This window comes from Enterobacter sp. R4-368 (genome assembly GCF_000410515.1).
GTDB lineage: Bacteria > Pseudomonadota > Gammaproteobacteria > Enterobacterales > Enterobacteriaceae > Kosakonia.
Window position 1 is genome coordinate 3,876,675 of record NC_021500.1, and the last position, 21,501, is coordinate 3,898,175.

Genomic DNA, 21,501 nt, shown 5'->3' on the forward strand with positions numbered 1-21,501 from the left:
ATGGCTGATTACCAGGGTAAAAAAGTCGTCATCATCGGTTTGGGTCTCACAGGCCTTTCCTGCGTGGACTTTTTCCTCGCACGCGGTGTCACACCGCGTGTGATGGATACGCGCGTTTCTCCGCCGGGGCTGGACAAGCTGCCGGAGGCGGTGGAGCGCCATCTTGGTAGTCTTAACGATGACTGGTTGCTGGCCGCCGATCTGGTTGTTGCGAGCCCAGGCATCGCGCTGGCGCATCCTTCTTTGAGCGCGGCGGCAGACGCTGGCGTTGAGATTGTTGGCGATATCGAGCTGTTTTGCCGTGAAGCGCAGGCACCGGTTATCGCGATTACCGGTTCCAACGGCAAAAGTACCGTGACCAAGCTGGTCGGGGAGATGGCCGAAGCTGCCGGGGTGAACGTCGGGGTCGGCGGTAATATCGGTCTGCCAGCGTTGATGCTCCTCGACGATGCGCGCGAACTTTATGTGCTGGAGCTTTCCAGCTTCCAGCTGGAAACCACCTCCAGCCTGCACGCGGCGGCGGCCACCATCCTGAACGTCACGGAAGATCATATGGATCGCTATCCGTTTGGGTTGCAGCAATATCGTGCTGCCAAGCTGCGCGTCTATGAAAACGCGAAAGTGTGTGTCGTGAATGCTGATGACGCATTGACGATGCCGGTACGCGGCGCGGATGAACGTTGTGTCAGTTTTGGCGTTGATGTCGGCGATTACCACTTAAACCGCCAACAGGGTGAAACCTGGCTGCGCGTGAAAGGTGAGAAAGTGCTGAATGTGGCTGAGATGAAACTGAGCGGCCAGCACAACTACACCAACGCGCTGGCAGCGCTGGCGTTGGCGGATGCCGTCGGTTTACCGCGCGCCAGCAGTCTGAAAGCGCTGACGACATTTACCGGACTGGCGCACCGCTTCCAGCTGGCGCTGGAGCATAACGGCGTGCGCTGGATCAACGACTCGAAAGCAACGAATGTCGGTAGTACCGAAGCGGCGCTGAACGGCCTGCATGTCGACGGTACACTGCATTTGCTGCTCGGCGGTGACGGGAAATCGGCAGATTTCTCCCCGTTGAAGCGTTACCTGAGCGGCGATCGTATTCGTCTTTACTGCTTCGGCCGTGACGGCGCGGAGCTGGCGGCGCTGCGCCCGGAAATCGCGGAACAAACCGAGACAATGGATCAGGCCATGCGGCTCATCGCGACACGTGTACAGCCGGGCGATATGGTGCTGTTGTCACCCGCTTGCGCCAGCCTCGATCAGTTTAAAAATTTTGAACAACGGGGTGATGTCTTTACCCGTCTGGCGCAGGAGTTAGGCTGATGCGTTTAACGCTCCCCCGCCCAAGAATGCCGCGCCTGCCAGGATTGAGTATCCTGGCCTGGTTGTTTACGGCGTTAAAAGGCTGGGTCATGGGCTCGCGACAGAAGGACACTGATAGCCTGGTCATGTATGACCGCACGCTGCTGTGGCTGACGTTGGGCCTTGCGGCAATCGGCTTTATCATGGTGACGTCGGCGTCGATGCCAGTTGGACAGCGTCTGACGGACGATCCCTTCTTCTTTGCCAAGCGTCACGCGCTGTATCTGTTCCTGGCGTTTTGTATGTCGATGGTGACATTGCGGCTGCCAATGGATTTCTGGCAAAAATACAGCTCAGCAATGCTGATCGCCGCGATCATCATGCTGCTGGTGGTGCTGGTTGTGGGGAGTTCGATCAACGGGGCATCGCGCTGGATTGACCTCGGGCTGATGCGTTTCCAGCCAGCGGAGTTCACCAAGCTGTCGCTGTTCTGCTATCTGGCGAACTACCTGGTGCGCAAAGTAGACGAAGTGCGAAACAACCTGCGCGGCTTCTTAAAACCGATGGGCGTGATCCTGGTGCTGGCGGTGTTGTTACTGGCGCAGCCGGACCTTGGTACGGTGGTTGTACTGTTTATCACCACGCTGGCGATGCTGTTCCTGGCGGGGGCGAAGTTGTGGCAGTTCATCGCCATTATCGGGATGGGTATTTCCGCAGTGGTACTGCTGATCCTTGCCGAACCTTATCGTATTCGCCGCGTAACGTCGTTCTGGAACCCGTGGGAAGATCCCTTTGGTAGCGGTTATCAGCTTACCCAGTCATTAATGGCGTTTGGCCGCGGTGAATTGTGGGGCCAGGGCTTAGGTAATTCGATTCAGAAACTTGAGTATCTGCCGGAAGCGCACACCGACTTTATCTTCTCCATTATCGGCGAAGAACTCGGTTATATCGGTGTGGTAGTGGCACTTTTAATGGTATTCTTCGTCGCTTTCCGCGCCATGTCTATCGGGCGTAAAGCGCTGGAAATCGATCATCGTTTTTCTGGTTTTCTGGCCTGCTCAATAGGTATCTGGTTTAGCTTCCAGGCGCTGGTTAACGTTGGTGCGGCGGCGGGTATGTTGCCGACCAAAGGGTTAACGCTGCCGCTTATCAGTTACGGTGGTTCCAGTTTATTAATTATGTCAGTGGCGATTACGCTGCTGCTACGCATAGATTATGAAACGCGTCTGGAGAAAGCCCAGGCGTTTACTCGAGGTGTGTGATGAGTGGTCAACCAAAGCGGTTAATGGTGATGGCAGGCGGTACCGGCGGGCATATATTCCCCGGTCTTGCGGTCGCGCACCATTTAATGGATCAGGGCTGGCAAGTGCGCTGGCTCGGAACCGCCGATCGCATGGAGGCTGATCTGGTGCCGAAGCACGGCATTGAGATCGATTTCATCCGCATCTCTGGTCTGCGCGGCAAAGGTATTAAGGCGCAGTTGCTGGCGCCGGTGCGTATCTTCAATGCCTGGCGTCAGGCGCGCGCCATTATGCAACGCTTTAAGCCTGATGTGGTGCTGGGGATGGGCGGCTATGTTTCCGGTCCCGGCGGGCTCGCGGCCTGGTCGCTTGGTATTCCGGTGGTGCTGCATGAGCAAAACGGCATTGCCGGTTTGACCAACAAATGGCTGGCGAAAATCGCCACCAAAGTGATGCAGGCATTTCCGGGCGCTTTCCCGACAGCGGAAGTGGTGGGGAACCCGGTGCGTGTCGATGTGTTGGCGCTGCCGCTGCCACAGCAACGTTTGCCCGGTCGTGAAGGCCCGGTGCGGGTGTTGGTTGTTGGTGGTTCGCAAGGCGCGCGCGTACTTAACCAGACGATGCCGCAGGTTGCGTCAAAGTTAGGGGCCGCGGTCACTATCTGGCATCAGAGCGGGAAAGGTGCCCAGCAGGAGGTTGAGCGAGCTTATGCAAGCGCTGGCGAACCTCAGCATAAAGTTACTGAGTTTATTGACGATATGGCACAAGCCTATGCGTGGGCGGATGTGGTGGTGTGCCGCTCTGGGGCGTTGACGGTTAGCGAGATCGCCGCAGCAGGTTTACCGGCGCTGTTTGTACCGTTCCAGCACAAAGACCGGCAGCAGTACTGGAATGCCTTGCCGCTGGAAAAAGCGGGCGCGGCGAAGATTCTGGAGCAACCGCAATTCACCGTAGATGCGGTGGCTGCAACGCTCGCGGGCTGGAACCGCGAAGCATTACTGGAGATGGCCGAACGCGCGCGCGCAGCAGCGATCCCGGATGCGACCGAACGGGTGGCAAACGAAGTGAGCCTGGCAGCTCAGGCATAAATACTGGCGACGCCTTTTGCGTCGCGCAAATTTAAGTAGTCGATGGCGTTTAGAGAATGAATACACAAGAACTGGCGAAACTGCGTTCAATCGTGCCCGAGATGCGTCGCGTCCGGCACATTCACTTTGTCGGCATTGGCGGTGCTGGCATGGGCGGTATTGCCGAAGTGCTGGCCAACGAAGGCTACCAGATTAGCGGCTCCGATTTGGCGCCCAATCCGGTTACGCAGCAATTGACGTCGCTTGGCGCCACGATTTATTTCAACCACCGCCCGGAAAACGTAAGCGATGCGAGCGTAGTGGTGGTTTCCAGCGCGATCTCAGCCGATAACCCGGAAATCGTCGCGGCACATGAAGCGCGCATTCCGGTGATCCGCCGTGCAGAGATGCTGGCGGAATTAATGCGTTTTCGCCACGGCATTGCCATTGCTGGTACGCACGGCAAAACGACCACCACCGCGATGGTGGCAAGTATTTATGCAGAAGCCGGGTTGGACCCGACTTTTGTTAATGGTGGCCTGGTTAAAGCCGCTGGCGTGCATGCGCGCCTGGGGCACAGCCGTTACCTGATTGCTGAAGCGGACGAGAGCGATGCCTCGTTCCTGCATCTGCAACCGATGGTGGCGATTGTCACCAATATCGAAGCTGACCACATGGATACCTACCAGGGCGACTTCGAGAATTTAAAAACGACCTTTATCAACTTCCTGCACAACCTGCCGTTCTATGGCCGTGCGGTGATGTGCGTCGACGATCCGGTGATTCGGGAGCTGTTGCCGCGTGTAGGTCGCCAGATTACGACCTACGGCTTTAGCGATGATGCGGATGTTCGCGTGGAAAACTACCGCCAGGTTGGTCCGCAAGGGCACTTTACGCTGGTGCGCCAGGATAAACCGGAACTGCGCGTGACGCTGAATGCGCCTGGTCGCCATAACGCGTTAAACGCGGCGGCGGCTGTTGCGGTAGCGACGGAAGAGGGGATCGAAGATGACGCGATCCTGCGCGCGCTGGAAAGCTTCCAGGGCACAGGCCGCCGTTTCGACTTCCTCGGTGAATACCCGCTGCAAGATGTAAACGGTAAAGCCGGTACCGCGATGCTGGTTGACGATTATGGTCACCATCCGACAGAAGTGGACGCCACTATCAAAGCAGCGCGTGCAGGCTGGCCGGATAAAAACCTGGTGATGCTGTTTCAGCCGCACCGTTATACGCGTACTCGCGATCTGTATGACGATTTTGCCAATGTGCTGACCCAGGTGGATTCGCTGTTGATGCTGGAAGTTTATCCGGCGGGCGAAGCAGCGATCCCTGGCGCAGATAGCCGTTCTCTGTGCCGCACTATTCGCGGACGCGGCAAGATCGATCCGATTCTGGTCTCCGATCCGGCGCAGGTTGCCGCGATGCTGGCTCCGGTGCTGACCGGTAACGATCTGATCCTGATCCAGGGTGCCGGTAACGTCGGGAAGATTGCGCGCAGCCTGGCCGAGAGCAAACTGAAACCGCAGGCTGTGGAGGAGGAGCGCCGTGGCTGAGAAAGTAGCGGTTCTGCTGGGCGGAACCTCCGCCGAGCGTGACGTTTCGCTTAATTCCGGTGCAGCGGTGCTGGCAGGTTTGCGTGAAGGCGGTGTTGATGCGCATGGTGTGGATCCGCGCGATGTGGATGTCACCCGCCTGAAAGAGATGGGGTTCAGTAAAGCGTTTATCGCCCTGCATGGCCGCGGCGGCGAAGATGGTACTCTGCAGGGGCTGCTGGAATTAATTGATATTCCCTACACCGGAAGCGGTGTGATGGCCTCGGCGATTTCGATGGATAAATGGCGCAGCAAGCTGTTGTGGCAAGGGGCAGGGTTGCCCGTCGCGCCGTGGGTAGCACTGACGCGCGGCGAATTTGAATCAGGCCTGAAAATTATTGATATTCAACGGATTGAGGTGCTGGGGTTACCTGTTATTGTCAAGCCCAGCCGCGAAGGCTCAAGCGTCGGGATGTCAAAGGTCGATAAAAAAGAAGAACTGCATGCAGCATTAGCGCTTGCATTTCAACATGATGATGAAGTTCTGATCGAAAAATGGCTCTGTGGGCCGGAATTTACCGTCGCATTGCTTGGAAATGAAATTTTACCGTCGATTCGTATTCAACCGGCGGGAATCTTCTATGATTATGAGGCGAAATATCTCTCTGATGAGACGAAGTATTTTTGCCCATCAGGTCTGGAAGCGGACAATGAAGCAGCATTACAAGCCCTGGCGCGTGAAGCCTGGCAAATTTTAGGCTGTCGTGGCTGGGGCCGTATTGATGTCATGCTGGACAGCGATGGACAGTTTTATTTGCTGGAAGCGAACACGTCGCCAGGAATGACCAGCCATAGTCTGGTGCCGATGGCGGCACGTCAGGCGGGGCTGAGTTTCTCCCAGTTAGTTGTTCGCATTCTGGAATTGGCGGAGTGATATGTCACAGGCTGCGCTGAACACGCGAAACCGCGAAGCGGAGGCTGTTAAAATCTCCCGCCGCAACAATGGAACGCGTCTTGCAGGTATCCTATTCCTGCTGACGGTGCTGTGCACTGTGTTGGTGAGTGGCTGGGTGGTACTGGGCTGGATGGACGACGCGCAGCGTTTGCCGTTATCAAAGCTGGTGTTGACAGGCGATCGCCATTACACCCGCAACGATGATATTCGCCAGTCTATTTTGGCGTTGGGCGCGCCCGGCACGTTTATGACGCAGGACGTTAATATCATTCAAAGCCAGATAGAACGTCTGCCCTGGATCAAGCAGGCGAGCGTCAGAAAACAGTGGCCAGACGAATTGAAGATTCATCTGGTTGAATATGTGCCCATTGCACGGTGGAATGATCAACATATGGTCGATGTGGACGGCAACGCATTTAGCGTGCCGGCCGAACGTACCAGTAAACAGGTTTTACCGATGTTGTACGGCCCTGAAGGGAGTGAAAGCGAAGTATTACAGGGCTACCGTGACATGGGGCAAGTGCTGGCAAAGGATAAATTCACGTTAAAAGAGGCGGCGATGACCGCGCGGCGTTCATGGCAAGTAACGCTCAGCAATGACATCAAGCTTAATCTGGGCCGTGGCGATACGATGAAACGTCTGGCGCGCTTTGTGGAACTCTACCCGGTGCTCCAGCAACAGGCGCAAACGGATGGCAAAGAGATTAGCTACGTGGATTTACGCTATGACTCAGGTGCGGCCGTAGGCTGGAAAGCGGCCCCTGTTCAGGAACCGAATCAGCAGCAAAATCAGGCACAACAGAATCAGGCACAGGCAGAGCAACAATGATCAAGGCGACGGACAGAAAACTGGTAGTAGGACTGGAGATTGGCACCGCGAAGGTCGCCGCTTTAGTAGGGGAAGTTCTGCCCGACGGTATTGTGAATATCATTGGCGTAGGCAGTTGTCCGTCTCGTGGGATGGATAAAGGCGGAGTGAACGATCTGGAATCGGTGGTGAAATGCGTTCAGCGCGCTATCGATCAGGCTGAATTGATGGCCGATTGCCAGATTTCATCGGTCTACCTTGCGCTCTCGGGGAAACATATTAGCTGTCAGAACGAAATTGGTATGGTGCCGATTTCGGAAGAAGAAGTTACGCAGGAAGATGTGGAAAACGTGGTGCATACGGCTAAATCGGTCCGCGTGCGCGATGAACACCGTGTTTTACATGTGATTCCGCAGGAGTACGCTATCGACTACCAGGAAGGGATCAAAAACCCGGTAGGTCTGTCCGGCGTACGCATGCAGGCGAAAGTGCATTTGATTACTTGCCATAACGACATGGCGAAAAACATCGTTAAAGCCGTTGAACGATGTGGTTTGAAAGTTGACCAACTTATTTTTGCCGGACTGGCTTCCAGCTACTCCGTGCTGACTGAAGATGAACGTGAGCTGGGTGTCTGCGTTGTCGACATCGGCGGTGGTACAATGGATATGGCGGTTTATACCGGCGGTGCGCTGCGTCATACCAAAGTTATCCCTTATGCCGGGAACGTGGTAACCAGCGACATTGCCTATGCCTTTGGTACACCGCCGAGCGATGCAGAGGCGATTAAAGTTCGCCATGGTTGTGCGCTGGGGTCGCTGGTTGGCAAAGACGAGAGCGTTGAGGTGCCGAGTGTCGGCGGCCGTCCGCCGCGTAGCCTGCAGCGTCAGACGCTGGCAGACGTTATCGAGCCGCGCTACACCGAGCTGCTCAACCTGGTGAACGACGAAATTTTGCAGTTACAAGAACAGCTTCGCCAACAAGGTGTGAAGCATCATTTGGCGGCGGGGATTGTGTTGACTGGCGGTGCTGCGCAAATGGAAGGCCTGGCGGCCTGCGCGCAGCGCGTGTTCCATACACAGGTGCGTATTGGTGCGCCGCTCAATATTACTGGCTTAACGGATTACGCCCAGGAGCCGTATTATTCAACGGCGGTGGGGCTGCTGCACTACGGGAAAGAGACCCATTTAAGTGGTGAAGCAGAAGTTGAAAAACGCGTGTCAGTGGGTTCGTGGTTCAAAAGAATCAACAGCTGGCTGCGAAAAGAGTTTTAATTTTTTTCAGAGACCGTAGAGAATTAGCGGTTTCAGGCGACAGGCACAACGGAGAGAGATTATGTTTGAACCGATGGAATTAACCAACGACGCGGTGATTAAAGTCATCGGCGTCGGTGGCGGCGGCGGTAACGCCGTAGAGCATATGGTGCGCGAGCGCATCGAAGGGGTTGAGTTCTTCGCGGTGAATACCGACGCGCAGGCGTTGCGTAAAACAGCGGTGGGGCAAACCATTCAGATCGGTGGTGGTATCACCAAAGGTCTGGGCGCTGGGGCAAACCCTGAAGTTGGCCGTAACGCGGCGGAAGAGGATCGTGAAGCGCTGCGCGCTGCGCTGGAAGGTGCTGACATGGTCTTTATCGCAGCGGGAATGGGCGGCGGTACCGGTACCGGTGCGGCACCTGTAGTGGCTGAAGTTGCAAAAGATCTGGGTATCCTGACCGTTGCTGTCGTGACCAAGCCTTTCAATTTTGAAGGCAAGAAGCGTATGGCATTTGCGGAGCAGGGGATTACTGAGCTGTCCAAGCATGTGGACTCGCTGATTACCATCCCTAACGACAAACTGCTGAAAGTGCTGGGTCGTGGTATTTCTTTGCTGGACGCATTTGGTGCGGCGAACGATGTTCTGAAAGGCGCAGTGCAGGGTATTGCCGAGCTGATTACGCGCCCGGGTCTGATGAACGTCGACTTTGCTGACGTGCGTACTGTGATGTCCGAAATGGGCTACGCGATGATGGGTTCTGGCGTTGCCAGCGGCGAAGATCGCGCGGAAGAAGCGGCCGAAATGGCGATTTCCAGCCCGCTGCTGGAAGATATCGATCTGTCTGGTGCGCGAGGCGTGCTGGTTAACATTACGGCGGGCTTTGACCTGCGTCTGGATGAGTTCGAGACTGTGGGTAACACTATCCGTGCGTTTGCATCGGATAACGCAACCGTGGTTATCGGTACTTCCCTTGACCCGGATATGAATGACGAACTGCGTGTTACTGTTGTTGCGACCGGTATCGGTATGGACAAGCGTCCGGAAATTACCCTGGTCACCAATAAACAAGCGCAGCAGCCGGTAATGGATCGCTATCAGCAGCACGGCATGCAGCCGATGCAGCAGGAGCAGAAACCAGCGAAAGTGGTTAACGACAATACGCCGCAGACCACCAAAGAGCCTGATTATCTGGATATTCCAGCGTTTTTGCGTAAACAAGCCGATTAAGAATTTGCTGGAAGTTGGGCTTCGTCGCTCTTTGTGCTAAACTGGCCGTCTGATTGTGTTATACAATTTGGATGGATTGGTAATTAGGCGAGATTATACGATGATCAAACAAAGGACACTTAAACGTATCGTTCAGGCGACTGGTGTCGGTTTACATACCGGCAAAAAAGTCACACTGACGTTGCGCCCTGCGCCGGCAAATACCGGGGTCATCTATCGTCGCACTGACTTAAATCCACCGGTAGACTTCCCGGCTGATGCTAAATCTGTGCGTGATACAATGCTCTGTACTTGTCTGGTCAACGAGCATGACGTGCGGATTTCCACCGTTGAGCACTTGAATGCTGCTCTGGCGGGTTTAGGCATCGACAACATTATTGTTGAAGTTGACGCGCCGGAAATTCCGATTATGGATGGCAGTGCAGCACCATTCGTTTACCTGCTGCTGGATGCAGGGCTCGAAGAGCTGAACAGCGCCAAAAAATTTGTTCGCATCAAAGAAACGGTGCGCGTTGAAGACGGTGACAAGTGGGCTGAGTTCAAACCGCATAACGGTTTCACACTCGACTTCACCATCGACTTTAACCACCCGGCAATTGATGCCAGTACGCAACGTTACGCAATGAACTTCTCTGCCGACGCGTTTATGCGCCAGATTAGTCGCGCGCGTACTTTCGGTTTCATGCGTGATATCGAATACCTCCAGTCTCGTGGACTGTGCCTGGGCGGTAGCTTCGATTGTGCCATCGTAGTTGATGATTATCGCGTACTGAACGAAGACGGCCTGCGTTTCGAAGATGAATTTGTTCGCCACAAAATGCTGGATGCCATTGGCGATCTGTTCATGTGTGGTCACAATATTATTGGTGCATTTACCGCTTATAAATCTGGTCATGCGCTGAATAATAAACTGTTGCAGGCTGTTCTGGCGAAACAGGAAGCTTGGGAATATGTCACTTTCGAAGACGAAGCAGAACTGCCGCTGGCATTCAAAGCCCCGTCAATGGTTCTGGCGTAACGCCATAACCTCAAAATCGACTGGTTAACCTGGCACTCTCTCCGGTCAGGGAAACCAGTCGTTTTTATTTGTGCATTTCATCAAAAACGCCGGTGCGCGGATTAAATTCAAAACCTTTCTCCCGCTTTTTTTAGCGCGACTGCTGCTTTCCTGTCCAGTTTTCTGCCTTGCTATGCCCGAATACTGCTGTGGCGTGATGGCTTTAGTGGTAAGATTTGGGGCGCAAAACGACATACACTGACGCATTTTGAGACAGGTGTGATTTTAGGGTGGAGCAAGTGAGCGGAATACTGACGCGCTGGCGACAATTTGGCAGACGCTATTTCTGGCCGCATCTCTTATTAGGGATGGTCGCGGCGAGTTTTGGTTTGCCTGCACTTGCCTGCAATACAGAAACCGCTCAGCCAGCACGCGAAACGACCCGCAATCACGATAACGCCAGCGCGGTCAATTTCAGCAGCTTTGCCTTGCTGGAAGCCAAACGTCGTCCGAATTTCACCGTCGACTACTGGCACCAACATGCCATTCGCACCGTTATTCGCCACCTTTCGTTCGCCATGGTACCGCAAGCGCTGCCGGTGGCAACGGAAGAGCCGTTGCCGATTCAGGCACACCATCTTGCTTTGCTGGACACGCTCAGCGCGCTGCTGACGCTGGAAAGTAAGCCGCCAGCAATTGTTCGTCTTGCAGCCCAAACCACCTTCGTACCGCATACCGCGTTTCGCGTTTCCACCTGGATAAGCCAGGTACAAGGTATCCGCGCCGGGCCTCAGCGTCTCAGCTAAAAAAACGAGTCTTTTTATCCATTTTTTAGCTCCGTAAAACGGGGCGCTTGAGATTTTTATTATGCTTACCAATTTGTTAACTAAAGTATTCGGTAGTCGTAACGATCGTACGCTGCGTCGCATGCGTAAAACTGTTGCCCAGATTAACGCCATGGAACCGGCGATGGAGCAGCTCAGCGATGACGAGCTGAAAGGTAAAACTGCTGAGTTTCGCGCGCGTCTGGAAAAAGGCGAGAGCGTAGATAGCCTGCTGCCAGAAGCGTTCGCCGTCGTGCGAGAAGCGAGTAAACGCGTGTTCGGCATGCGCCATTTCGACGTGCAGCTGCTGGGCGGTATGGTGCTTAACGATCGCTGTATTGCAGAGATGCGTACCGGTGAAGGTAAAACATTAACCGCAACATTGCCGGCCTACCTGAACGCCCTGAGCGGTAAAGGCGTGCACGTCGTAACGGTGAACGACTATCTGGCGCAACGTGACGCCGAAAATAACCGTCCACTGTTTGAATTCCTCGGCCTGAGCGTTGGCATCAACCTGCCGGGCATGCCGTCTGTCGCTAAGCGCGAAGCCTACGCCGCTGACATTACTTACGGTACAAACAACGAATATGGCTTCGATTACCTGCGCGATAACATGGCGTTCAGCCCTGAAGAACGCGTGCAACGTAAACTGCACTACGCACTGGTGGATGAGGTCGACTCCATCCTGATCGATGAAGCGCGTACTCCGCTGATCATCTCTGGTCCGGCGGAAGACAGCTCCGATCTGTATAAAAAAGTGAACAAAATCATCCCGCATCTGATTCGTCAGGAGAAAGAAGATTCTGACACTTTCCAGGGTGAAGGCCACTTCTCCGTAGACGAGAAAGCGCGTCAGGTTACCCTGACCGAACGTGGTCTGGTGCTGATTGAAGAGCTGCTGGTAAAAGAAGGCATCATGGAAGAAGGCGAGTCGCTCTACTCTCCTGCGAATATCATGCTGATGCACCACGTCACTGCTGCTCTGCGTGCCCACGCGCTGTTTACCCGCGATGTTGACTACATCGTGAAAGATGGCGAAGTCATTATCGTTGATGAACACACCGGGCGTACCATGCAGGGTCGTCGCTGGTCCGATGGTCTGCACCAGGCCGTTGAAGCCAAAGAAGGCGTGGAAATCCAGAATGAAAACCAGACTCTGGCTTCGATCACCTTCCAGAACTATTTCCGCCTGTATGAAAAACTCGCCGGGATGACCGGTACTGCGGATACCGAAGCGTTCGAATTCAGTTCAATCTATAAACTGGATACCGTTGTCGTTCCGACTAACCGCCCAATGATCCGTAAAGATATGCCGGATCTGGTCTATATGACTGAAGCGGAAAAAATTCAGGCGATTATCGAAGACATTAAAGAGCGTACAGCTAAAGGACAGCCAGTGCTGGTGGGGACTATCTCCATCGAAAAATCAGAAGTTGTGTCCAATGAGCTGACAAAAGCGGGAATCAAACACAACGTTCTGAACGCCAAATTCCACGCCAAAGAAGCAGATATCGTGGCGCAAGCGGGATACACCGGTGCGGTGACCATTGCGACGAACATGGCCGGTCGTGGTACGGATATCGTGCTGGGCGGGAGCTGGCAGGCTGAGCTGGCTGAGATCGAAGATCCAACGCCTGAGCAAATCGCCAAAGTGAAAGCCGACTGGCAGGTGCGTCACGATGCAGTGCTGGCGGCGGGCGGCCTGCACATTATCGGTACTGAGCGTCACGAATCACGCCGTATCGATAACCAGTTGCGTGGTCGTTCTGGTCGTCAGGGTGATGCGGGTTCCTCCCGTTTCTACCTCTCCATGGAAGATGCGCTGATGCGTATTTTTGCCTCCGACCGTGTTTCCGGCATGATGCGTAAGCTGGGGATGAAGCCGGGTGAAGCGATTGAACACCCGTGGGTCACCAAAGCCATTGCCAACGCCCAGCGTAAAGTGGAAAGCCGCAACTTTGACATTCGTAAGCAACTGCTGGAATACGATGATGTGGCCAACGATCAGCGTCGCGCGATTTACACCCAGCGTAACGAATTGCTGGACGTATCTGATGTTAGCGAAACGATTACCAGCATTCGTGAAGATGTCTTTAAAGCGACTATTGATGGCCATATTCCACCGCAGTCTCTGGAAGAGATGTGGGATGTTCCTGGTCTGCAGGAACGTCTGAAAAACGACTTCGATCTCGACCTGCCGATCGCAGAATGGCTGGATAAAGAGCCGGATCTGCATGAAGAAACGCTGCGTGAACGTATTCTGCAAAGCGCGGTTGAAACCTATCAGCGCAAAGAGGAAGTTGTTGGCGCAGAGATGATGCGTCACTTCGAAAAAGGCGTAATGCTGCAAACGCTTGATTCCTTGTGGAAAGAGCACCTGGCGGCGATGGATTATCTGCGTCAGGGTATCCACCTGCGTGGTTATGCGCAAAAAGATCCGAAGCAGGAATATAAGCGTGAATCTTTCGCCATGTTTGCTGCGATGCTGGAGTCGCTGAAATACGAAGTCATCAGCACGCTGAGTAAGGTACAGGTGCGTATGCCGGAAGAAGTGGAAGAGATGGAGCAGCAGCGCCGTCAGGAAGCTGAACGTCTGGCGCAGATGCAGCAACTGAGCCACCAGGATGACGAATCCGCCGCTGCGGCAGAACTTGCCGCACAAACTGGCGAACGCAAAGTAGGGCGCAACGATCCGTGCCCGTGTGGTTCCGGTAAAAAATACAAACAGTGCCACGGGCGTCTGGCATAACGCGTTAATAATAATTACGAAGGCGCAGATATCTGCGCCTTTTTTATGGGATCTGCAGAATGAAAATACTCAACATCGCCGTAGGGATCATCCGTAATCCGCAAGGAGAAATCTTTATTACCCGGCGAGCCGCCGATGCGCATATGGCAAATAAACTGGAATTCCCCGGCGGCAAGATTGAAGCCGGTGAAACCCCTGAGCAGGCCATGATCCGCGAATTACAGGAAGAAGTGGGTATAACACCTGTTGAAGCGGTACTGTTTGATAAGCTGGAATATCAGTTCCCGGATCGCCATATCACGTTGTGGTTCTGGCTGGTAGAGCGCTGGGAAGGGCAGCCCTGGGGTAAAGAGGGACAACCAGGCGAGTGGATAGCGCAGGATAAGCTGAATGCGGAAGATTTCCCGCCGGCGAATGAACCCGTTATTACCAGGCTGGCGCAGCGCTAAGCAACACGCCAGCTGGTTTGTTGGCGATTACGGCTGCTCTTCACTCCAGTCATCGCTGTCGGAGAGATCGCCTGAACTTGGAATACGCTTCTCTTCTGCAGCCCATTCGCCTAAGTCAATAAGCTGGCAGCGTTTGGAGCAAAAGGGGCGAAACGGGCTTTCTTCACCCCAGACCACAGATTTGCCGCAGGTTGGGCAGTTAACCATCGTAGCTTCAGTCATTACAGAACTCCTTAACAGCAGGCCAGTTCAAAATCAAGCCGCTCCGGTACCAGGCCGTTTTCGCTGTCGAGGGGCATAAAACGTATAGCAAAGCGGCTCTTATGGCCGGAAATTTGTGGATATAAACGCTCTTTCAAAGGCAATTGCAGGCGCAGCAGGTCGGCATCTTCGCCATTATCCTGGTAAAAACCATTCAGGCTGGTCTGGCGACGAAATGGTGCAGCGTTGCGAATAAGATCAAGGATCAGCGATAGCGTTGCGCGCAGCGGTTCAAGGCTTGCAAGCCATATTTCGATTTGCGCATCGCGCTGTTCTTGGGGTAAGTGCAGCCACATATGCAACGTGGGCAAATCGAAACTACAACATCCGCCGGGGATACTCAGGCGCTGGCGCACCAGCCCAATCAGGCGATCTTCACGTAATAACTGACCGATGCGTGGTGCGGTCATCAACACAGCGCCGCTCTCTTTCAACTGCTGGCGGATAGCCTCAATACGATTGAGATCAACGCCGGGCACTTCGCTCCAGGCGCGCAGTTTACGTTGCTGACGCTCCAGCTCTTTCAGTAATTCAGTGCGGGTATCGCCCCGCTCAAACACATCCAGCAATTCACCTACGTTGCGGAAAAAGTGCAGCGCGTCTGCGTGATCGCTCACCGGTAAATGAACCGAAAGTTGTTGCAGTAAAAACTCAACGCGCAGCCAGGTACGCATCTTTTCATTAAGCGGATGTTCAAAAAGGATGTGGGTGTGCATTACGGTTTTTCCTGTGATACGGCCTGCGAAGCATAACGTAGATAGGCTGCATGCAGGCGGGCAACATCCGATGCTATCGCATCTGGTGCGCCATTATTGTCAATAACATCATCCGCGATGGCAAGTCGCGCTTCACGCGTGGCCTGAGCCGTGAGAATTTTTTCTGCATGTTCTCGGCTGACACCATCGCGCTGCATGGTGCGTAAAATTTGTGTCTCAACCGGGACGTCGACGACTAAAACGCGATCGGCTTTATCATAAAGCTGGTTTTCCACCAGCAACGGAACAACCCACAGTACATAAGGTGACGTCGCTTGCGCAATCTGGTGCTGGGTCAGTTTTTGAATAAGCGGGTGGAGCAAACCGTTTAGCCATGCTTTATCGGCTGGGGATGCAAAAATATGTTCGCGCAACAAACGACGATTCAGTGATCCGTCCTTGAGCAGCATTTCAGCGCCGAAATGTCCGACAATGGCGCGTAATGCTTCGGTTCCGGGTTCCACAACCTGACGTGCGATAATATCCGCGTCGATAACATTAACACCCAATGCAGCAAAGGCATTTGCCACGGTGCTTTTACCGCTGCCGATGCCGCCAGTTAACGCGACCGTATACCCCATAACACTTAGTCCTAAAATAGCCTGCCATTCACCACTCTGCGTCTTTTTTCCTGCTTTCGTAACGGTATTTTGCCATCTCTGATAAGAGAAAAACGCAAAAGTGCTAATATAATTATTAAATTATTCAGTTAGTTGTGATTAAAGCAAGCGACAATGAAATCAATTAACCCAAACTTGCCTGTTCACCAGGTAAATTTATAGGATTGTAGCGTAAAAAAAGAGAATTTCGCAGTCTTGCACGGTCCTTATTAGCGCGTATGATAGCGTCACTGGAGTTGTGAGTTTGTCATGTCGCCATTAACCCCAGGAATCTGCACACATGCGTATTGAAGAAGATCTGAAATTAGGTTTCAAAGACGTTCTTATCCGCCCTAAACGTTCTACCCTCAAAAGCCGTTCCGATGTTGAACTGGAGCGCAAATTCACATTTAAACATTCCGGGATGAACTGGTCCGGCGTACCCGTTATCGCTGCCAATATGGATACCGTTGGCACGTTCGCGATGGCGAAAGCGTTGGCGTCCTTCGATATTCTTACCGCTGTACACAAACACTACTCTGTTGAAGACTGGAAAGCCTTTATTCAGCGTGAGTCTGCAGATGTGCTGCGTCATGTGATGGTTTCTACTGGCACATCCGATGCCGATTTCGAAAAAACCAAACAGATCCTCGCGTTACATGCAGATCTGAATTTTGTCTGCATCGATGTGGCGAACGGTTACTCAGAACATTTCGTGCAGTTCGTTGCTAAAGCACGTGAAGCCTGGCCGAATAAAACTATCTGTGCCGGTAACGTCGTCACGGGTGAAATGTGTGAGGAACTCATTCTTTCCGGCGCCGACATCGTGAAAGTGGGTATCGGCCCGGGTTCTGTGTGCACCACTCGCGTAAAAACCGGCGTCGGTTACCCTCAGTTGTCTGCGGTGATCGAGTGTGCCGATGCGGCTCACGGCCTCGGGGGGCAGATTGTCAGTGACGGTGGCTGTACCGTACCTGGCGATGTGGCGAAAGCTTTCGGCGGCGGCGCGGATTTCGTTATGCTCGGCGGTATGCTGGCGGGTCATGAAGAGAGCGGTGGAACCATCGTTGAAGAAAACGGTGAGAAATACATGCTTTTCTATGGCATGAGCTCCGAATCCGCCATGAATCGCCACGTTGGTGGTGTTGCAGGTTACCGCGCGGCGGAAGGCAAAACCGTGAAGCTGACGTTGCGTGGCCCGGTGGAAAATACCGCACGCGATATCCTCGGTGGTTTGCGTTCAGCCTGTACTTATGTTGGCGCTTCCCGCCTGAAAGAGCTGACCAAACGCACCACCTTTATCCGCGTTCAGGAGCAGGAAAACCGCGTTTTCAATAGCCTCTGACGAGTTTGCAGGCGCACAGCGTTGCGCCTGCATTATCCGCCACCACTCATCGCATCTCCCAGATGAAAGATGGGCAAATACATTGCCACAACTAATACCCCGATAATAAGCCCAGTAACCACCAGTAATAGCGGTTCCAGCACTGCGGCCAGACCATCAGCCTGACGCTGGGTTTGTTCGCTATGATGCCGGGCCAGATTCTCCAGCATGCTGTCCAGCGCGCCAGAAACTTCCCCTGTGCGAACCAACTGAATGCACAATGGTGGGAATTCACCACTCTGTTGTAACGCTGCCGAAATAGCCGCACCCTGAGTAATTTCCTGATGCGCGCGTTGCAGCACCGCCTGCCAGTAAGGGCAGGAGAGAGTTTCCCGTACGCTCTCCAGCCCTTGCAAAAACGCGATCCCCGCACGCTGTGTCAGTGCCAGGACGGTAAATATCTGGCTCAGGCGCTGGCCACGAAGCAGCGGGCCAATGATCGGGCTTGCCAGTAGTAACCGCTGCCGATGGCGTTGCCAGCCTGTATGGTTGCGCAGCATCCGTAAAACACCGCTTGTTAATAATGCGCACACCATTAAGGGCAGTGCCGCTTGCTGCATGATCGCAGCACCCGCAATGACACCTCGCGTCAGCATCGGCAGCGGGGTATTGAATGTCCGGTAAATGGCGGTGAATTCCGGTAGTACCAGATAGATCATGGCCAGCACCACGACGGCAGTCAGTGCGAGGATGATTAACGGATAGCGCAGCGCTTTTTTCACTTTCAGTGTTAACTCTCGCTGCGCTTTTTGCTGGCTGGCGAGTTTAAAGCAGCACTCATCCAGCTTGCCGGTTAATTCACCGGTGCGAATCATTGCCAGCCAGAGCGGTGGAAACACTTCTGGCCATTGGCGCAGTGCAGCGGAGAAGGTTTCACCCTGCTCCAGCGCTTGTGCCAGATGATGTAACAATGCGCGCCACTGCTTTGCAGGATGCTGTTCAGCCAGAAGTTGTAACCCTTCCGGCAACGTGAGTCCTGCCCGCAGTAAGGTTGCCAGTTGATGAAGTAACTGGCTGCTGTGTTCCGGCTTCCAGAGTGCGCGCCGTATGACGCAGCGCTTTATCGCAAGCGGATGAATTTGCTGTTGGTTCAACAGCAACAGTGTGCTGGTGCGGTTTTCGCTCCAGAACAACCCACTTTGCAGTTCACCGCTTTTTTCGAGCCCGGACCATTGCCAGAGTTGTTTACTTGCCATCAGGGAAACCCAATATGCGTACCAGCTCCTCGAGCGTGGTCAGCCCTTGTTCAACGGCGAGGCAGCCATGCTGAAAAAGCGTAGTCATCCCCCCTGCGCGTGCCCGCTGTTCGATCTCATCCGCGCTGAGATCGCTGGCGATGGCCTGGCGAACGTCCGGGGTGATGGCGAGTACTTCGAATAACGCGACGCGTCCATAGAAACCGTGATAGCACTGCTCACAACCTTCGGCGCGCCAGCGAGGCAGCGGGCGCGGCCACAGATTGTCGGGCAAATGGATATTTTCCACTCCCAGCTTGCGGCAATGCGGGCACAGTTTTCTCACCAGCCGCTGTGCGACAACCAACGAAAGCGCGGAAGAGATCATCCAGCGCGCAACCCCCATTTGCTGAATGCGCACCAGCGTTTCGCTGGTCGAGTTGGTGTGCAATGTCGACAGCACCAGGTGGCCGGTTTGTGCGGCTTTGATGGCGATTTCCGCCGTTTCGCCATCGCGGATTTCGCCGACCATGATGATATCGGGATCCTGGCGCAGTAAGGCGCGCAGCACACTTTGAAAGGTCAACCCGGCACGCGGGTTTATCTGCGTCTGATTCAAACCGTTCAGCGGGATCTCGACCGGATCTTCAACGCTACAGATGTTGACCTCCTGCTTGTTACGCGCCTGAAGTGCGCTGTATAGCGTTACTGTTTTACCACTGCCGGTAGGCCCGGTGACCAGCAACAGCCCCTGTGGTTGCGCCAGCGCGTTATTAAAGAGCGCCATTTGCGTTTCCGTCATACCAAGGGCGGCGATCTCCAGCGCCTGGTTAACCTGGTGCAAAAGCCGTAAGACGACTTTTTCGCCGTGGCGGCAGGGCAGGGTTGCGATACGAAACGAAACAGACTGCCCTGACAACTCGACATTGAACTGTCCATCCTGCGGGAGACGTCGTTCGGCGATATCAAGGTTACCGAGCACTTTTAGCCTTGCTGTCAGGGTGCTGGCAAGTGTGCCGGGGAGCGGCGTTAAAGCATGCAGTACCCCGTCAACACGCAGGCGAATGACATACTGGGTTTCGCCGGGCTCAAAATGGATGTCGGAAGCGCGTAGCATCAGTGCCTGTTGCAGCGTGTGGTTTAAAATTTCTACCGCAGAGCCGCTCTCTTCTTTGGGCTCTTGTATTACCGGTACTGGGGGCTGCGCGGTTACCTGCTGGTGCTTATCCATCTGTTCCGGTGTCCAGCAGCGGATATCGATGCGTTTTTGCACCGCGAATTGCAGCGATTCCATCAGCTCTGTGCTGGGGCTATCCACAACGGCAATAGTGAGCACATCGATTTCGTTATTGAGCACAACCGCATTGTGGCGCTGGCAGAGCGCGATAAGTTTGTCCTCTTTCATTGCTGCTCCTTAGCGTCCGGTACGGAAAACATCTTCGCAAGCCTGTTGCAGTGCGCTATCCGCTTGCGTATTGCATGTGCGCGTCCAACCCTGCATCCCCTCGGCACTGTTCCACTGTGGCGTCATGACCACACTCAGCCCGTTCAGGCTCTCTTGCCCGGTCAGCGTGACGATGCCTTTTGCAACGCTCATGGCAGAAACATATCGCGTGGTTGTCGGCGCGGGGATGCCATTACTGCTGGCATCGCAGGTATCTAAGCCACCGCGCTCCAGCGCGCATAACTCGATTGCGGTGCGATAGGGAACATAGGCTTGCAGCATGTCGGTTAGCGCGGCTTTACGCAGGTAGTTTTGGTAGGCAGGAATACCGATAGCGCTCAAAATGGCAATGATGCCAATAACCACCATCAGCTCAATTAAGGTGAATCCTTGCTGTCTGTTCATAAACGGCTCCTTGTTTTGAGCCGCTACTCTGTCAGCGCCTGGACTGGCTGGCGAGACGCAAAAAGAAGAGTGGGAAAGAGGCTTCCAGCGTTGTTGATGAAATTGCAGTTCACAACAAAAAAGGTGCGAGTTAGCACGCAAAAAAAACGGGCCTGTGGCCCGTTCAAAAGTGAGGACTAACGAAAGCGCATTGACAGATCGAGCGCGCGAACATGTTTGGTGAGTGCCCCGACCGAGATGTAATCAACACCGGTTTCGGCGTATTCGCGCAGGGTTTCCTGCGTCACGTTGCCGGAAACTTCCAGCCGTGCCTGACCATGGGTACGCTTCACGGCTTCGCGCATTTGTTCAGTGGCGAAGTTATCCAGCATGATGATGTCCGCGCCGGCTTTCAGGGCGTCATCCAGCTCTTCCAGCGATTCCACCTCGACTTCAACCGGCACATCCGGATGCATCCAGAAGGCTTGCTCAACAGCCTTACGTACAGAACCCGCAGCGATAATGTGGTTCTCTTTGATGAGGAATGCATCGGATAGACCCAGCCGGTGGTTCGCGCCGCCACCGCATAGCACCGCGTATTTCAGGGCGGTGCGCAGCCCCGGCAGCGTTTTGCGGGTATCCAGCAGCTGTGTTTTAGTACCGCTGAGTAGATCCACATAGCGGCGTACTTCGCTGGCGACACCGGAAAGTGTCTGGACAAAATTGAGCGCGGTACGCTCGCCGGTCAACAACACGCGCGAAGGGCCTTCAAGCTCAAATAGCGGCTGGTTAGCGTGAATCACGTCGCCATCCGCGACATGCCAGGTGATGGCGACATCATCGCCCGCCAGTTGAATAAAGACCTCTTCAACCCAGCGCTTGCCGCAGAATACGCCGTCTTCACGGGTGATGATCACCGCATGAGAGCGGTTCTCTGGCGGTAACAATTGTGCGGTAATGTCGTTATTTGCATCGACTTCTCCACCCAGGTCTTCACGCAGGGCCTGAGCCACGGCGGCGGGGATATCCAGCTCGATGCGTTCGAGCAGCGCGTCACGTCGGTGATCGGGGTTATAGCGGCGAGGCGGCATGATAAA

The 21,501-nt window shown here is 54.3% G+C and carries 20 protein-coding genes; 13 read left to right on the forward strand and 7 right to left on the reverse strand.

Annotation, left to right across the window (positions count from 1 at the left end):
- The 12 genes from murD to mutT all read left to right on the forward strand — a co-directional run bounded on the left by murD (position 1) and on the right by mutT (position 14,402).
- Positions 1–1,317 carry a UDP-N-acetylmuramoyl-L-alanine--D-glutamate ligase gene (gene murD / locus H650_RS18090; protein WP_020456545.1) on the forward strand — a complete coding sequence of 439 codons (1,317 nt, stop codon included), beginning with the start codon at positions 1–3 and terminating at the stop codon, positions 1,315–1,317.
- Complete coding sequence (ftsW, locus tag H650_RS18095) at positions 1,317–2,558, forward strand: cell division protein FtsW (RefSeq protein ID WP_020456546.1); 1,242 nt, start codon at positions 1,317–1,319, stop codon at positions 2,556–2,558. Before murD ends, ftsW begins: the two co-directional genes overlap by 1 nt.
- On the forward strand, positions 2,558–3,625 hold the full coding sequence (gene murG, locus H650_RS18100; protein ID WP_020456547.1) for an undecaprenyldiphospho-muramoylpentapeptide beta-N-acetylglucosaminyltransferase: 1,068 nt from the start codon (positions 2,558–2,560) through the stop codon (positions 3,623–3,625). Before ftsW ends, murG begins: the two co-directional genes overlap by 1 nt.
- Before the next feature lie 56 nt (positions 3,626–3,681).
- Positions 3,682–5,157, forward strand: a complete 1,476-nt coding sequence (gene murC / locus H650_RS18105; protein WP_020456548.1) for a UDP-N-acetylmuramate--L-alanine ligase — start codon at positions 3,682–3,684, stop codon at positions 5,155–5,157.
- Positions 5,150–6,070, forward strand: coding sequence for a D-alanine--D-alanine ligase (locus tag H650_RS18110; protein ID WP_020456549.1), 921 nt, complete (start codon positions 5,150–5,152; stop codon positions 6,068–6,070). The genes murC and H650_RS18110 overlap by 8 nt, the downstream gene beginning before the upstream one ends.
- Before the next feature lies 1 nt (position 6,071).
- Positions 6,072–6,920, forward strand: a complete 849-nt coding sequence (ftsQ, locus tag H650_RS18115; RefSeq protein WP_020456550.1) for a cell division protein FtsQ — start codon at positions 6,072–6,074, stop codon at positions 6,918–6,920.
- On the forward strand, positions 6,917–8,173 hold the full coding sequence (gene ftsA, locus H650_RS18120) for a cell division protein FtsA (protein WP_017457932.1): 1,257 nt from the start codon (positions 6,917–6,919) through the stop codon (positions 8,171–8,173). Before ftsQ ends, ftsA begins: the two co-directional genes overlap by 4 nt.
- A 61-nt stretch (positions 8,174–8,234) precedes the next feature.
- A complete protein-coding gene (gene ftsZ / locus H650_RS18125; protein WP_007373153.1) occupies positions 8,235–9,383 on the forward strand; it encodes a cell division protein FtsZ in 1,149 nt (382 codons plus the stop codon).
- A 100-nt stretch (positions 9,384–9,483) separates the two neighbouring features.
- Entirely contained in the window at positions 9,484–10,401 is a 918-nt protein-coding gene (gene lpxC / locus H650_RS18130; RefSeq protein ID WP_020456551.1) for a UDP-3-O-acyl-N-acetylglucosamine deacetylase, read from the forward strand.
- A 278-nt stretch (positions 10,402–10,679) separates the two neighbouring features.
- On the forward strand, positions 10,680–11,186 hold the full coding sequence (secM, locus tag H650_RS18135; RefSeq protein ID WP_189660075.1) for a secA translation cis-regulator SecM: 507 nt from the start codon (positions 10,680–10,682) through the stop codon (positions 11,184–11,186).
- 61 nt (positions 11,187–11,247) lie between these two features.
- Positions 11,248–13,953, forward strand: coding sequence for a preprotein translocase subunit SecA (gene secA / locus H650_RS18140; protein WP_020456553.1), 2,706 nt, complete (start codon positions 11,248–11,250; stop codon positions 13,951–13,953).
- A 59-nt stretch (positions 13,954–14,012) separates the two neighbouring features.
- Positions 14,013–14,402: an 8-oxo-dGTP diphosphatase MutT gene (gene mutT, locus H650_RS18145; protein WP_020456554.1), complete on the forward strand. Its 390-nt coding sequence runs from the start codon at positions 14,013–14,015 to the stop codon at positions 14,400–14,402.
- A 27-nt stretch (positions 14,403–14,429) separates the two neighbouring features.
- Here the strand turns inward: mutT and yacG are convergent, their stop codons facing one another.
- The 3 genes from yacG to coaE are packed head-to-tail and all read right to left on the reverse strand — an operon-like array spanning position 14,430 to position 15,999.
- Positions 14,430–14,624: a DNA gyrase inhibitor YacG gene (yacG, locus tag H650_RS18150; protein ID WP_017457937.1), complete on the reverse strand. Its 195-nt coding sequence runs from the start codon at positions 14,622–14,624 to the stop codon at positions 14,430–14,432.
- Between the two features lie 11 nt (positions 14,625–14,635).
- The gene (gene zapD, locus H650_RS18155; protein WP_020456555.1) at positions 14,636–15,379 is read right to left on the reverse strand and encodes a cell division protein ZapD; all 744 of its coding nucleotides are present in this window, start codon (positions 15,377–15,379) and stop codon (positions 14,636–14,638) included.
- The gene (gene coaE, locus H650_RS18160) at positions 15,379–15,999 is read right to left on the reverse strand and encodes a dephospho-CoA kinase (protein WP_020456556.1); all 621 of its coding nucleotides are present in this window, start codon (positions 15,997–15,999) and stop codon (positions 15,379–15,381) included. Before coaE ends, zapD begins: the two co-directional genes overlap by 1 nt.
- Before the next feature lie 319 nt (positions 16,000–16,318).
- Between coaE and H650_RS18165 the strand changes: the two genes are divergently transcribed.
- Positions 16,319–17,362 (forward strand): GMP reductase, encoded by a 1,044-nt coding sequence (locus tag H650_RS18165; protein WP_020456557.1) that lies wholly within the window; start codon positions 16,319–16,321, stop codon positions 17,360–17,362.
- Positions 17,363–17,394: 32 nt separating this feature from the next.
- On the opposite strand, the gene hofC is transcribed toward H650_RS18165, so the two are convergent.
- The 4 genes from hofC to nadC all read right to left on the reverse strand — a co-directional run bounded on the left by hofC (position 17,395) and on the right by nadC (position 21,495).
- Complete coding sequence (hofC, locus tag H650_RS18170) at positions 17,395–18,597, reverse strand: protein transport protein HofC (RefSeq protein ID WP_020456558.1); 1,203 nt, start codon at positions 18,595–18,597, stop codon at positions 17,395–17,397.
- Entirely contained in the window at positions 18,587–19,981 is a 1,395-nt protein-coding gene (gspE, locus tag H650_RS18175; protein ID WP_020456559.1) for a type II secretion system protein GspE, read from the reverse strand. Before gspE ends, hofC begins: the two co-directional genes overlap by 11 nt.
- Positions 19,982–19,990: 9 nt before the next feature.
- Positions 19,991–20,425, reverse strand: coding sequence for a prepilin peptidase-dependent pilin (ppdD, locus tag H650_RS18180; RefSeq protein WP_020456560.1), 435 nt, complete (start codon positions 20,423–20,425; stop codon positions 19,991–19,993).
- A 176-nt stretch (positions 20,426–20,601) separates the two neighbouring features.
- Positions 20,602–21,495, reverse strand: a complete 894-nt coding sequence (nadC, locus tag H650_RS18185) for a carboxylating nicotinate-nucleotide diphosphorylase (RefSeq protein WP_044489563.1) — start codon at positions 21,493–21,495, stop codon at positions 20,602–20,604.
- Between the last annotated feature and the right edge of the window lie 6 nt (positions 21,496–21,501).

Excerpts from the sequence above, each read along its gene's own strand:
- hofC (WP_020456558.1), bottom strand. The coding sequence starts at position 18,597 with ATGGCAAGTAAACAACTCTGGCAATGGTCCGGGCTCGAAAAAAGCGGT.
- ftsQ (WP_020456550.1), top strand. The coding sequence starts at position 6,072 with ATGTCACAGGCTGCGCTGAACACGCGAAACCGCGAAGCGGAGGCTGTT.
- ppdD (WP_020456560.1), bottom strand. The coding sequence starts at position 20,425 with ATGAACAGACAGCAAGGATTCACCTTAATTGAGCTGATGGTGGTTATT.
- murD (WP_020456545.1), top strand. The coding sequence starts at position 1 with ATGGCTGATTACCAGGGTAAAAAAGTCGTCATCATCGGTTTGGGTCTC.
- coaE (WP_020456556.1), bottom strand. The coding sequence starts at position 15,999 with ATGGGGTATACGGTCGCGTTAACTGGCGGCATCGGCAGCGGTAAAAGC.
- yacG (WP_017457937.1), bottom strand. The coding sequence starts at position 14,624 with ATGACTGAAGCTACGATGGTTAACTGCCCAACCTGCGGCAAATCTGTG.
- murG (WP_020456547.1), top strand. The coding sequence starts at position 2,558 with ATGAGTGGTCAACCAAAGCGGTTAATGGTGATGGCAGGCGGTACCGGC.
- ftsZ (WP_007373153.1), top strand. The coding sequence starts at position 8,235 with ATGTTTGAACCGATGGAATTAACCAACGACGCGGTGATTAAAGTCATC.
- secA (WP_020456553.1), top strand. The coding sequence starts at position 11,248 with ATGCTTACCAATTTGTTAACTAAAGTATTCGGTAGTCGTAACGATCGT.
- ftsW (WP_020456546.1), top strand. The coding sequence starts at position 1,317 with ATGCGTTTAACGCTCCCCCGCCCAAGAATGCCGCGCCTGCCAGGATTG.
- mutT (WP_020456554.1), top strand. The coding sequence starts at position 14,013 with ATGAAAATACTCAACATCGCCGTAGGGATCATCCGTAATCCGCAAGGA.
- zapD (WP_020456555.1), bottom strand. The coding sequence starts at position 15,379 with ATGCACACCCACATCCTTTTTGAACATCCGCTTAATGAAAAGATGCGT.
- nadC (WP_044489563.1), bottom strand. The coding sequence starts at position 21,495 with ATGCCGCCTCGCCGCTATAACCCCGATCACCGACGTGACGCGCTGCTC.
- gspE (WP_020456559.1), bottom strand. The coding sequence starts at position 19,981 with ATGAAAGAGGACAAACTTATCGCGCTCTGCCAGCGCCACAATGCGGTT.
- lpxC (WP_020456551.1), top strand. The coding sequence starts at position 9,484 with ATGATCAAACAAAGGACACTTAAACGTATCGTTCAGGCGACTGGTGTC.
- murC (WP_020456548.1), top strand. The coding sequence starts at position 3,682 with ATGAATACACAAGAACTGGCGAAACTGCGTTCAATCGTGCCCGAGATG.
- H650_RS18165 (WP_020456557.1), top strand. The coding sequence starts at position 16,319 with ATGCGTATTGAAGAAGATCTGAAATTAGGTTTCAAAGACGTTCTTATC.
- ftsA (WP_017457932.1), top strand. The coding sequence starts at position 6,917 with ATGATCAAGGCGACGGACAGAAAACTGGTAGTAGGACTGGAGATTGGC.